Annotated in this window: 11 protein-coding genes and 1 pseudogene; 5 read left to right on the plus strand and 7 right to left on the minus strand. The window is 54.3% G+C overall.

Going from position 1 to position 11,969, the window contains the following annotated elements:
• Positions 1 to 150 precede the first annotated feature (150 nt).
• Positions 151 to 480: pseudogene (locus tag RMS95_RS02815) on the plus strand (TIR domain-containing protein); the annotation flags it as partial.
• A gap of 397 nt (positions 481 to 877) precedes the next feature.
• Here RMS95_RS02815 and RMS95_RS02820 read toward each other — a convergent pair.
• Positions 878 to 1,264 carry a hypothetical protein gene (locus RMS95_RS02820; protein WP_310643400.1) on the minus strand — a complete coding sequence of 129 codons (387 nt, stop codon included), beginning with the start codon at positions 1,262 to 1,264 and terminating at the stop codon, positions 878 to 880.
• A 111-nt stretch (positions 1,265 to 1,375) separates the two neighbouring features.
• Between RMS95_RS02820 and secA the strand changes: the two genes are divergently transcribed.
• Genes secA through RMS95_RS02840 form a run of 4 tightly spaced genes read left to right on the plus strand, consistent with a single transcriptional unit; the run spans position 1,376 to position 6,726 of the window.
• A complete protein-coding gene (gene secA / locus RMS95_RS02825; protein ID WP_310643402.1) occupies positions 1,376 to 4,120 on the plus strand; it encodes a preprotein translocase subunit SecA in 2,745 nt (914 codons plus the stop codon).
• Positions 4,121 to 4,126: 6 nt separating this feature from the next.
• On the plus strand, positions 4,127 to 5,368 hold the full coding sequence (argJ, locus tag RMS95_RS02830; protein ID WP_310643404.1) for a bifunctional glutamate N-acetyltransferase/amino-acid acetyltransferase ArgJ: 1,242 nt from the start codon (positions 4,127 to 4,129) through the stop codon (positions 5,366 to 5,368).
• A complete protein-coding gene (locus RMS95_RS02835; RefSeq protein WP_310643406.1) occupies positions 5,368 to 6,252 on the plus strand; it encodes an ATP-binding protein in 885 nt (294 codons plus the stop codon). The genes argJ and RMS95_RS02835 overlap by 1 nt, the downstream gene beginning before the upstream one ends.
• 24 nt (positions 6,253 to 6,276) lie before the next feature.
• Complete coding sequence (locus RMS95_RS02840; RefSeq protein WP_310643418.1) at positions 6,277 to 6,726, plus strand: NUDIX domain-containing protein; 450 nt, start codon at positions 6,277 to 6,279, stop codon at positions 6,724 to 6,726.
• 30 nt (positions 6,727 to 6,756) lie between these two features.
• Here the strand turns inward: RMS95_RS02840 and RMS95_RS02845 are convergent, their stop codons facing one another.
• The 6 genes from RMS95_RS02845 to RMS95_RS02870 form a co-directional block, all read right to left on the minus strand.
• Complete coding sequence (locus RMS95_RS02845) at positions 6,757 to 6,960, minus strand: DNA gyrase inhibitor YacG (protein WP_310643407.1); 204 nt, start codon at positions 6,958 to 6,960, stop codon at positions 6,757 to 6,759.
• Between the two features lie 3 nt (positions 6,961 to 6,963).
• Positions 6,964 to 7,716, minus strand: a complete 753-nt coding sequence (gene zapD / locus RMS95_RS02850; RefSeq protein ID WP_310643409.1) for a cell division protein ZapD — start codon at positions 7,714 to 7,716, stop codon at positions 6,964 to 6,966.
• Positions 7,717 to 7,786: 70 nt separating this feature from the next.
• On the minus strand, positions 7,787 to 8,410 hold the full coding sequence (gene coaE, locus RMS95_RS02855; protein ID WP_310643410.1) for a dephospho-CoA kinase: 624 nt from the start codon (positions 8,408 to 8,410) through the stop codon (positions 7,787 to 7,789).
• Positions 8,411 to 8,424: 14 nt separating this feature from the next.
• Positions 8,425 to 9,240: an A24 family peptidase gene (locus tag RMS95_RS02860; protein WP_310643412.1), complete on the minus strand. Its 816-nt coding sequence runs from the start codon at positions 9,238 to 9,240 to the stop codon at positions 8,425 to 8,427.
• Positions 9,237 to 10,445 (minus strand): type II secretion system F family protein, encoded by a 1,209-nt coding sequence (locus RMS95_RS02865; protein ID WP_310643414.1) that lies wholly within the window; start codon positions 10,443 to 10,445, stop codon positions 9,237 to 9,239. The genes RMS95_RS02860 and RMS95_RS02865 overlap by 4 nt, the downstream gene beginning before the upstream one ends.
• The gene (locus RMS95_RS02870) at positions 10,438 to 11,658 is read right to left on the minus strand and encodes an ATPase, T2SS/T4P/T4SS family (protein WP_310643416.1); all 1,221 of its coding nucleotides are present in this window, start codon (positions 11,656 to 11,658) and stop codon (positions 10,438 to 10,440) included. Before RMS95_RS02870 ends, RMS95_RS02865 begins: the two co-directional genes overlap by 8 nt.
• Positions 11,659 to 11,969: the final 311 nt, after the last annotated feature.

Genomic DNA, 11,969 nt, shown 5'->3' on the forward strand with positions numbered 1-11,969 from the left:
GATACCACCGGCTCAATTCGCGCAGCAGCATAGGATTAATTCAAATGCTGCTGCAAATACAAACCATCAAGTTTTGGAATAACCTTGACACATCGGACTAACTTCTAATTCAGTGGTACGGCTAGTGGGGGCAGGTCACAAGCTGCTAACGATAAGACGGAATTGCAATTTGATGATTTTTCGCTGAAGGAAGCTATAAAGAGCAACAACGAGGACTACATCAAGCAAAAAATACGGGAGCGGATTGATAGGGTTTCGGTAACTGCTGTATATCTAACTAAAGATAGCGCGCAGAGTAAATGGGTTGATTGGGAAATAGCAGAGAGTCTTAAGAGAGGAAAAGGGGTGATTGGGGTACACAAGGGCGATGTTCCACCAGCTCAACTGCCTTCGGCATTCAAGCAGCATGGACTGAAAGTCGTCAAATGGGCACATCAAGACCTCATGCAAGCGATAAATGTGGCTAGTCAAAAACGATAAGCTCTCGTAGCCCGTAGTTCCCCACTTTTCCAAAGTTTGGCGTTTGATGCTCCAGTGGGCTGCTAGTTCTGAAGGCGTCAGTAATTTTTGATCCATTTGGTCGTCAAGTGAGTTAGGTGACGCATTCACGCTTACTTTCTGGAAAAAGCCAAGTCTGAAGTTAAGTGACGGCGGCAGCGCGGCGTTAAAAACCTTTGTTGTTAAAAGCCAACAGGGTAGATCTTCTTTTGTTTAGCGAATGAATATTAATCAATGTCAAGGGCTGCTAAAAAGGAAAATTCTTGTGTACTTAAGAGTGCAAAGGAGCGGAGCGTTTTACAGGCGCTTTTGGTGTGGTCTTGATACGGCACCAAAATAAAAGCCCTGTTGTACGCAAGTGCAGCAGGGCTTTTTCTTTTTAGCTGTGTGATTTCACTTTGATGCGGATGGTGTTCACATCCCACCCCTTCGTTCGAAGATGGGCACACAAGGCGGGCACGGTCTGGCGCAGTTTGGCGGCGACGGCACTGTTGGGCACTAATAAACACCAAGCGTCGCCTTCTACCCCTCCCGATTGAACCAATGCGCGCAATGAAGCAGGCAGCAAGGGCGCGATCGCTCGTAGTCTGGCCTGCGTGTCTTGCGTCATCGCAGTCAGTTGTGACAGTCCAGGGGCGTTGCTCAGTACCTGATCTAGGGTACGGGATCTCCCTCGAATCAATACCTTCGCTTTGGGGGCGCTGTTGTAGCCCAAGGCGCGATATGCCGCCAGAGTGTCAGGGTGCGGTGTAGAACGGGTAGCCATGTCGAATTATGGATGCGAGTGACGGTTAAAATTCGCAGCTTCTATAAAGCCTTTTACAAAGGATTTTGCGGCGCCCTTGCTCAGCTGGGAGGGGTTCACCGCAGTGCTCGCATGCCTCTTAATTTTTTGACACATATTTTTGGCAGCCGCAATGAGCGTCTGCTGAAGCAATTTCGCAAAACTGTCGCGCAAATCAATGCATTGGAGCCTTCCTTAGAGAAGCTCAGTGAAGAAGCTTTGCGAGCGAAAACAGACGAATTTAAAAAGCGTGTTCAGCAAGGCGAAACCTTAGACGCGCTGTTGCCTGAGGCCTATGCCGTGGTCCGCGAAGCGTCTAAGCGCGTGATGAAAATGCGTCATTTCGATGTGCAGTTGGTCGGCGGTATTGCGCTGCACCAAGGCAAGATCGCAGAGATGCGCACCGGTGAGGGTAAAACACTCACTGCCACCTTGCCCGTGTACTTGAACGCCTTGTCTGATCAAGGCGTGCATGTGGTGACCGTGAATGATTACTTGGCCAGTCGCGATGCCAAGTGGATGTCACGCCTCTACAACTACTTGGGGTTGTCGGTCGGTATCAACCTACCTCAAATGCCACGGGAAGAAAAGCAAGCCGCGTACCGTGCAGACATCACCTACGGCACCAACAACGAATACGGCTTTGACTATTTGCGCGACAACATGGTCTATGAGCCGCACGACCGTGTGCAGCGCAAGCTGAACTTTGCCATCGTCGACGAAGTCGATTCGATCTTGATTGACGAGGCACGCACGCCGCTGATCATCAGTGGCCAAGCCGAAGATCACACTGAGTTGTACATCGCGATCAACAAAGTCGTGCCGTTCTTGACGCGTCAAGTGGGTGAGGAAGATCCTCGCACTGGCGAGGGCATCATCACGCCTGGCGATTTCACGGTGGACGAAAAATCTCACCAAGTCTTCATGACAGAACAAGGTCATGAAAATGCAGAGCGCATTTTGGTTGCTCAGGGCTTGCTCGCTGAAGGCGCGTCGTTGTACGACCCCGCCAACATCAGCTTGATGCACCATTTGTATGCCGCGTTGCGTGCCAACCATCTGTACCACCGTGACCAACATTACGTCTGTCAAGATGGCGAAATCACCATCGTTGACGAATTCACTGGCCGCTTGATGTCAGGTCGCCGTTGGAGCGATGGCTTGCACCAAGCCGTAGAGGCCAAAGAGGGCGTTCAGATTCAAGCTGAAAACCAAACGCTGGCTTCTATTACTTTCCAAAACTACTTCCGTCTCTATCAAAAACTGGGCGGTATGACCGGTACGGCTGACACCGAGGCCTACGAGTTTCAAGAAATTTACGGCCTTGAAACGGTGGTGATTCCGCCCAACCGAATCAGCCGCCGCGAAGACCAATTGGATCGTGTTTACAAAACCACGGCTGAAAAATACAAAGCTGCGATTGATGACATTCGTGAGTGCTACGAACGCGGCCAGCCTGTGTTGGTCGGTACCACCTCGATTGAAAATTCCGAACTGATTGCTGACATGCTTGAGAAGGCCAAGTTGCCACATCAAGTGTTGAACGCCAAACAGCACGCTCGCGAAGCAGACATCGTGGCCCAAGCCGGTCGCGCCAAGATGATCACCATCGCCACCAACATGGCGGGGCGCGGTACAGACATCGTCTTGGGTGGCAACGTCGAAAAAGCCATTGCCGATGTCGAGGCCAATGACGCACTGGACGCTGCGGCCAAACAGCAACAAATTGACGCCTTGCGTGTGCAATGGACCAAAGATCACGAGGCTGTGAAGTCCTTGGGTGGCCTGCGTATCATCGCGACAGAGCGACATGAGTCACGCCGTATTGACAACCAATTGCGTGGTCGCTCTGGCCGCCAAGGTGATCCTGGCTCATCACGTTTTTATTTGAGCCTCGATGACTCGCTGATGCGCATCTTTGCCGGTGACCGTGTCAAAGCCATCATGGACCGTTTGAAGATGCCTGAGGGCGAAGCTATTGAGGCGGGCATCGTCACACGCAGCATCGAGAGCGCACAGCGCAAAGTTGAGGCGCGTAACTTCGATGTGCGCAAACAGCTGTTGGAGTACGACGATGTGTCGAACGACCAACGTCGCGTTATTTACCAGCAACGCAACGACATTCTGGATGCGTCAGATTTGACCGCGCAAATTGCCGGTTTGCGCGAGGGGACGTTCAGCGACTTGGTGCGCCAGTATGTTCCCGAAGAGTCGGTGGAAGAGCAGTGGGACATCGCGGGCTTACAGCGCGCTTTGATGCAAGAGTGGTTACTCGACGTACCTTTGCAAAGCACCATTGAAAAAGCTTCCGCCATCACGGATGAAGAAGTTCTCACGCAAGTGGTGGATGCCGCGCATGCCGCATTCCAAGCCAAACTCGATCATGTCGGGCTTGAGCAATTCACGCCTTTCATGCGTGTTGTCTTGTTGCAAAACATCGACAGCCATTGGCGCGAGCACTTGGCAGCGTTGGACTATCTGCGCCAAGGCATTCATCTGCGCGGCTACGCACAAAAGCAACCCAAACAAGAATACAAACGCGAAGCGTTTGAGTTGTTTGGCCAGTTGTTAGACATGGTCAAGATGGAAGTCACCCGCGTGTTGATGACGGTCAAGATTGAGTCGAACGAACAAATCGAGCAAGCTGCCAGTGAGTTGGAAGACCGCGCTGAAACACTGCACAACGTGACCTACACAGCCCCCAATGAGTTGGGCGACGCAGAAGTGACGCCCGATGTCGCCACTTTTGCCACCGGCCTGCCGACTGTGGGCCGTAACGAGCCTTGCCCATGTGGCAGTGGCAAGAAGTACAAACATTGCCACGGCCAATTGGCTTGATCACTCATGTCCGTTCATCTCTTTCCTCCCAACGTCGCTGACTTACACGCCATCCCAGGTGTTCGCATCGGCGTGACCCAAGCGGGTATTCGCAAAGCAGATCGCAAAGATTTGACGGTGGTCTTGATTGACGAAGGCGCCTCCGTCAGCGGTGTGTTCACGCAAAACCGTTTCTGTGCCGCGCCCGTGCAAATTTGTCGCGAGCATTTAGACGCGGGTCAGGGCATTCGTGCGATGGTGGTCAACACCGGCAATGCCAACGCAGGCACGGGGGAAGACGGGTTAAAGCGTGCCCGTGAAACCTGTGAAGCCTTGGCCAAAACTTTGCACATCTCCCCGAATCAAGTGCTGCCTTTTTCCACGGGCGTCATCATGGAGCCCTTGCCCCATGACCGCATCATCGCGGGCTTGCCATCGGCCATTGCGGCCGCGGGACAAGCGGCAACCGCGCAGCAATGGGCGGATGCAGCCGAAGGCATCATGACGACGGACACCGTGCCCAAAGCGGCCAGCACGCAAGTTCAAATTGCAGGGGCAACCGTCAGCATCACCGGCATCAGCAAAGGTGCGGGCATGATTCGCCCCAACATGGCCACCATGTTGGGCTATGTGGCCACCGATGCTTGCGTGGCCCCCGCGTTGATGAAAGAACTCTCGTTGGCTTTGGCCGAGGGCTCCTTCAACCGCGTGACCGTGGATGGCGACACATCGACCAACGATTCCTTCGTGGTCATCGCAACACACAAGGCCACGCACCCGACCATCACCAGCTTGAACAGCGCCGAAGGCCAAGCTTTGCTGCAAGCCATGTTGCAAGTGGCACGCCAATTGGCGCAAGCCATCGTGCGCGATGGTGAAGGTGCGACCAAATTCATCACCATCCAAGTCGAAGGCGGCCGCGATGGCGCCGAATGTCGTCAAGTGGCGTATGCCATTGCGCATTCGCCGTTGGTCAAAACTGCCTTCTTTGCCAGCGACCCCAACTTGGGCCGCATCTTGGCTGCGGTTGGTTATGCCGGCATTGCCGACTTAGACCAAACGGGCATCGACCTGTATTTGGACGATGTGCATGTCGCCGTGCAAGGTGGACGCCACCCGGATTACCGCGAAGAAGACGGCCAACGCGTGATGAAGCAAGCTGAAATTACCGTGCGTGTCGTCTTAGGCCGCGGCACAGCCAGCGACACCGTTTGGACATGTGACCTGAGCCACGACTACGTGAGCATCAACGCCGATTACAGAAGCTGATGACCGATTCCATTCAAAACCCCTTAGAGCGTTTGGTGCAACGTGCCGAAGCGCTGATGGCGCGCATTGAGTCCGTGCTGCCGCAACCTATGTCAGCACCCGACTGGTCGGCGAGCGTTGCTTTTCGCTATCGCAAACGCAGCAGCGGTCATGGCGGTTTGGAGCCTGTGCGTCATGTCGCCCAACTGGGTCTGGCGGATTTGCAAGAGATCGACGGACAAAAAGAAAAAATCCAGCGCAACACCGAGCAATTCGTCAAAGGCTTGCCTGCGAACAACGTGTTGCTGACGGGGGCACGCGGGACGGGCAAATCGTCGTTGATCAAAGCGTGCTTGAATGAATATGCACCGCAAGGTTTGCGTCTGATCGAAGTCGACAAAGACGATCTGACCGACTTACCCGACATCATTGACGTGGTGTCCACGCGGCCTGAAAAATTCATGATCTTCTGTGACGATTTGAGTTTTGAAGATGGCGAGCCTGGCTACAAAGCGCTCAAGTCCATCTTGGATGGTTCGATTGCCGCTGCCACACCGAACGTGTTGATTTACGCCACCAGCAACCGCCGTCATTTACTCCCTGAGTACATGAAGGAAAACCTCACCTACACCCACACCGACGACGGTGAAGTGCACCCGGGCGAAGGCGTTGAGGAAAAAATTTCTCTGTCTGAGCGCTTTGGCTTGTGGGTTAGTTTTTACCCTTTCAGCCAAGATGAGTACCTCACCATTGCCGCCCAGTGGATGTCGTCCCTCGGTGTGACGCGCGAGGCCATTGAGGCAGCCAGGCCCGAGGCTCTGATTTGGGCGTTGGAGCGTGGCTCTCGCAGTGGTCGTGTGGCTTTCCAGTTTGCACGCGACTACGCGGGCAAGCACGCTGCCTAAGCCGTGACAGACACCGTTGTACGCATGGTCGATGCCGACCAACCTCGTTCCGCCGACCGAACTTTGGTGCAGGTGGCTGTGGGCGTTCTGGTTCGTGCCGATCAAGCTTTTTTGCTCACCAGTCGCCCCGAAGGCAAGGCCTACGCGGGTTACTGGGAGTTTCCGGGGGGCAAACTCGAAGCGGGCGAAACCGTCGAGCAAGCTTTACGTCGTGAGTTGCAAGAGGAAATTGGCATCACGATTCAAAACTGCGAGCCTTGGAAGACCGAGCGCATTGACTATCCACACGCGTTGGTTCAACTGAACTTTTGCAAAGTCACGCAATGGTCGGGTGCGTTGCAAATGCGTGAAGCCCAGCAATTTGCTTGGCAACAGTTACCGGTTGACATGGCGCCTGTGTTGCCAGGGACGCTGCCGGTTTTGCAGTGGTTTGCACAAGAACGTGGGTTTGAAGGCGCCACGCACGCGGCCTAGGCTAAGAAGGGCTTAGCCTTTTAGTTGGGTTTATTGCAGCGGTGTATTTTCGAAGTCTGCATCGTCTTGCGGCGTTTGATCGGGCAAGCGGTGCTCTTCGTTGGCCCAAGCGCCTAGGTCGATGTTGCGGCAGCGTTCACCGCAAAATGGACGGAACAAGTTGGCAGGTTCGTAGCGGCTAGGGCCGCCGCATTGCGGGCATGTCACGATCCGAAGCGAAGCAGAAGCAGTCATGGCTTAAGCGCACAAAGCCATTTCAAAAGCCACGTCGTCTGTGCTGGCCTGTAAGCGGCCTTCGCCGTCTTGGCGCATCATGCGCACCCAGATCATCAAACGGTTACCGCTGATTTCCGGAATGAAGCCCAAGGCTGGGTCGATGGCGACACGCATCAATTGGAACTTGCCCTGTGCAAGGGACTGCTGGTATTGGCCACCCATTGCCATGATTTTTTGGGCAGCGCCCGTGTCACGCATCAAAGAAAGCAGCAAGTTGACCGAGGCTTGCATGGGCTGAAACGCTTGTGCCCAGCGCAAGATGTCACGCCTGCGCACGTCTGGGCTGAGCTGTTGCCAAGCGTGATAGGCCGGTAAATCAAAGCAGCAAGTGCCCCCAGGAATCGTGACGCGGTTGCGCAAAGCGGCCAGCCACTCGTTGTCGGTGATGGTTTGTCCAATCTTGCCGACAGCGCCATTGAGGCCTTCAAAGCACTGCTCTAACTGCGCGAGCAAAATTTCCAAGGCTGATTCAGACACCGACGGGTTGCCACGCAAGGCATTGAACTGTTGTTTATGGCGTTCGATGTCTTTGAGGATGTCCGATTTCAAATCGGTTCGACCACCGGCATCGACCAACTCAAACAAGGTGGTGAGCGCAAAGTGGTTATCAACAGGGTGATCGCGTGACGTCAGTTCTTCAAATCGCTGAAACAGATGTTCCAGACGCAGGTAAGTGCGCACACGTTCATTGAAGGGATGTTCGTACAGAATCACGCAGAAAAACGAAAAATTTGATATTGATAGCTTTGGATGATGATCATAACCGCTGAGAGCTGTCAGTGCGTCAAACTTTGCATGACAAATCACGCATGATTTGACGCACTTTTGCTTTTAGGTCATCCAATGACAGCCCCTCGTTGAAGATCACCCAATCCGCGGCACTTAGGCGTTGTGCCCGTGTGGCTTGAGCATCGATGATGCGCTGTACCGTTTCTGCACTCAAACCGCTTCGAGTCATGACACGCTCAATCTGTGTAGCGACCTCGCAGTCGACGACCAAAACGCTGTCCAGTTGTGCCCGCCAGCGGCCAGATTCGACCAACAAAGGCACGTCAAATACCAACAGTTTGTGCCCTGCATTGGCGGCTGTTTGAGCCTGCGCTTGTGTGGCTGACGACACCAACGGATGAATGATGGCTTCTAGCCGTTGTTTGGCTGAAGTGTCAGAAAACACCAGCGTGCGCATGCGATCGCGGTCTAACGCGCCTTTTGCCGTGATGTATTCGGGGCCAAAAGTTTGGGCAATGGCGGTGAGGGCGGATCCGCCCGGCGCGGTGACGCTGCGGGCGATGGCATCTGCGTCGATCAAAGCCCCGCCTGCATCCACCAGCATTTGGCCAACAGTGCTTTTGCCGCTGCCAATGCCGCCAGTCAGGCCTAAGCGAAAAGGAGGGAGAGAGACTTGCATGACGCTGAGTCTATTCAAAATGCCAGCCAGCCCATGCTTTGCATGAATTCCGCCGGGTTTTCCCAGGCTAAAAAAGCCCCTGCTGCGGCGAGAAATGGGCCAAATGGCACGTAGCCATTGGCGGGTAGCCGGTGTCGCCATTGCAAGCTCAGTCCCACAACGGCCCCCGTGAGGCTGGCAAGAATGACCAGCGGAATGAGGGCCAAGGGGCCTAACCAAGCGCCCAAGGCCGCGAGCAATTTGAAATCGCCGCCACCCATACCTTGCTTTCCGGTGATGCGCTCGAACACCGTCGCGACGCTCCACAAGGCCGCATAGCCCCACACGGCGCCCCACACGGCTTGCGTCAATGGCAACGTCACCCACTGCGCAGCGCTGGCCATGAGGCCTAGCCAGAGCAAGGGCTGTGTCAAGGCGTCGGGCAGCAAGGTGGTTTGCCAGTCGATGAGTGAGAGTGCAAATAAGCCTGTCCCCAAAAGTGCCCAGCAAAGGGCGGTGAGGTTGATTCCCCAGTGCCATGCACAAACGGCCCACATTGTGGCCGTGAGCAACTCCACGATGGGGTATTGCCAGCCAATGGGATGCTTGCAAAATCCGCAGCGGCCTTTGAGCCAGAGAAAGCTGAGAACAGGCAACAGGTGTTGCAGGCGCAGGGGGGTGTGGCAGTGGGGACAGTGCGAGGCTGGCAGGCACAAGTCAAAACGAGGCGCGTCCTCGCTGGCTGGCTCGAAGCTCGCCATGACCATGCGCGGCAAGCGGTGAACCAGCACATTCACAAAGCTGCCCAATATCAGCCCGATGCCAAAGGCCGCCCACAGATTCAAACTCATACCACTTGTCCCAGTTGAAAAATTGGCAAATACAGGGCGACCACCAAACCGCCAATGAGTAAGCCTAGCACCACCATGATGAACGGCTCCATGAGTGTGGAGAGTTTGGCGACCGTGGCGCCCACCTCGCGTTCATAGTGCTCTGCTGTCTTTTCGAGCATACGGTCTAAGGCGCCCGATTCTTCGCCAATCGCACACATTTGAACCACCATCGGGGAAAACAAACCATTTGTATCTTCGAGTGCTTGTGCCAATGAGCGCCCACGCATGAGCTGCGTGTGCATGGACTCGGTCGCCCCTTGGTAATGCAGGTTGCCCGTGACCCCCTTGACGGCGTCCAGTGCATCGGTCAGGGTGATGCCCGCGGCAAATAAGGTGGCCAAGGTACGCGTCCAACGTGCTGTGGCCGCTTGCCTCACGAGCGGCCCCGCGATGGGGAGGTGCAGCACCCAACCGTGCAAGCGCCATTGGAGGGATTTGCTGCGCCGGATCCATTGCTGCAGACCCCAAATGACGGTTGAAAAAAAGAACAGCGCGGTCCAGCCATGACGTTGCCAGCCCGAACTCAGGCCGATCACAAACCGCGTGAGGGCGGGCAGTTCGGCATTGAAGGATGTGAAGATATTTTCAAATGCGGGGACCACAAACGACAGCAGCAAGGTCATCACGATCACCGCAATCGTCAGCACGGCTGCCGGATAAATCAGGGCAGAGCGCAATGCGCTGCGTAGTGCTTCAGCTTTTTCTCGGTGATGGGCGATTCGGTCAAGCAAGGTGTCGAGCATGCCTGCCATTTCACCGGCGGCGACCAAGTTGCAAAACAAAGTGTCGAACACGGCATGGCGCTGTAGGGCCTGATGCAAGGCTTGACCGCCTTCAATGTGATTGCGAATGTCTTGCACCAAATTTTTTAAAACAGGGCTGCGCAGGCCGCGTCCCATGATGTCGAACGCTTGCAGCAAGGGCACACCTGATTGCAGCAGTGTGGCCAATTGCCGGGTCAGTCGTGTCACATCGGCACCGCTGACCTTGGCATTGCGCTGTAACCAAACGGGGAGCGACAGTTTTCGGTTGATTCGTGTCGCCCGAATACGTTGGCGTTGCAGTGTTTGTTTCACCGCTGCGGAGGTGAAGGCCTGCATCTCGCCGTGGACATGCTTGCCCTCGCGATCGACACCGTGCCATAGAAACATGGACTCAGCCATGGTGTGCCAGTGTCATGACTTCTTGCACAGAGGTAATGCCCTGCAGTGCTTTGAGCCAACCCGCCTGACGCAGCGTTCTCACACCATGTTGAGTCGCGTGTAGCGCGAGGGCTTGTGTATTGGCGTTTTCCAAAATCAACGCTTGGAGGGGCTCATCAATGGGCATGACTTGGTAGATGCCAATACGCCCTTTGTAGCCTTGATCGCAGGCGTTGCACCCTACGGCGTGGTAAAGCGTTGGCGAGGGGCGTGACGCCAGTCCAATCGCCTCTCGATCTTGGGCACTGAGTTGGTGCATCCATGACTCTGTTTGCGTCGCTGTCGCGCTTTGCTTGCAGACGTTGCACAAGCGACGCACGAGCCGTTGTGCCACGATCAAAATAACACTGGCGGCGACATTGAACGCCTCAATGCCCATATGACGTAAGCGTGCCAACGTGCTTGGGGCATCGTTGGTGTGCAGGGTTGATAAAACCAAATGACCGGTTTGTGCCGCCTGAATGGCGATAGACGCTGTTTCAAAATCGCGTATTTCACCCACCATGATGATGTCTGGGTCTTGGCGCAATAAAGCCCGCAGAGTACTGGCAAATGTGACTCCTGCACGTTCGTTGATATTGACTTGATTCGCACCAGGTAATTGAATTTCTGACGGATCTTCTACTGTGGAGATATTTACCTCAGGGCTATTCAGTAATTCAAGGCAACTGTAAAGCGATAAGGTTTTACCTGACCCCGTGGGGCCTGTCATCAGCACCATGCCGTGAGGGTGTGCAATGGCGGCCAAAACCCTAGCTTGGTCATCGGCTTCGTAACCCAGCACCTCAAGGCTGGGGCGTTCACGGCTGATATTGAGTAAACGGACCACAATTTTTTCACCATGCAGCGTGGGTAATGAACTGATCCGTAAATCAATGGTTCGACCAAGGTAGGGGTATTGAATCCGTCCGTCTTGTGGTATTCGCTTTTCGGCAATATCCATACGAGCTAAAACTTTGAGGCGAGAGACCATAGCATCACGTAAATGGAGTGCTGGTGTGGCAGCAGTATGCAAGATGCCATCGATACGAAAGCGTGCACGAAATTCGGTTTCACCTGTTTCAAAATGAATATCCGAGGCACCTTGCGTCACGGCCTGCCTCAATATCTCGTCTAAAGGTTGGATGACCGAATGTTCGGTGGACTTGTTTGTTCCTTGAAATGACGGTTGCATCCTGCGCCCTTCGTGCCGTGGAGTTGCATTGTTTGAGCCTAAATGCAGATCTCGTGGGAGTTTTTATTACAAAATAAAGGGTCGTAACATGCACTTCTCGCATATTGGCGAACTACGTATATATGCGTATGTTTGGCGTAATGAAATAAATCGAATGCAGCATTCTAAAGAAATGGCGGATTCAAGGACGAAGTGCAACAAAGATGAACTGGTTATAGGTGGCTGAGGATGCGAGAGCATCATGGCCGCTTTAACCGCCAAATCGAAATTGCCCAATGTACAAGCACCTCAGCCGAGAAGAACGATACCAA

Origin of the sequence: Limnohabitans sp., assembly GCF_031539175.1 — a bacterium.
In the GTDB taxonomy this organism is placed as follows: Bacteria; Pseudomonadota; Gammaproteobacteria; order Burkholderiales; family Burkholderiaceae_C; genus Limnohabitans.

Coding starts and splice junctions, on each gene's coding strand:
- RMS95_RS02820 (WP_310643400.1), bottom strand. CDS start 1,264: ATGGCTACCCGTTCTACACCGCACCCTGACACTCTGGCGGCATATCGC.
- secA (WP_310643402.1), top strand. CDS start 1,376: ATGCCTCTTAATTTTTTGACACATATTTTTGGCAGCCGCAATGAGCGT.
- argJ (WP_310643404.1), top strand. CDS start 4,127: ATGTCCGTTCATCTCTTTCCTCCCAACGTCGCTGACTTACACGCCATC.
- RMS95_RS02835 (WP_310643406.1), top strand. CDS start 5,368: ATGACCGATTCCATTCAAAACCCCTTAGAGCGTTTGGTGCAACGTGCC.
- RMS95_RS02840 (WP_310643418.1), top strand. CDS start 6,277: ATGGTCGATGCCGACCAACCTCGTTCCGCCGACCGAACTTTGGTGCAG.
- RMS95_RS02845 (WP_310643407.1), bottom strand. CDS start 6,960: ATGACTGCTTCTGCTTCGCTTCGGATCGTGACATGCCCGCAATGCGGC.
- coaE (WP_310643410.1), bottom strand. CDS start 8,410: ATGCAAGTCTCTCTCCCTCCTTTTCGCTTAGGCCTGACTGGCGGCATT.
- RMS95_RS02860 (WP_310643412.1), bottom strand. CDS start 9,240: ATGAGTTTGAATCTGTGGGCGGCCTTTGGCATCGGGCTGATATTGGGC.
- RMS95_RS02865 (WP_310643414.1), bottom strand. CDS start 10,445: ATGGCTGAGTCCATGTTTCTATGGCACGGTGTCGATCGCGAGGGCAAG.
- RMS95_RS02870 (WP_310643416.1), bottom strand. CDS start 11,658: ATGCAACCGTCATTTCAAGGAACAAACAAGTCCACCGAACATTCGGTC.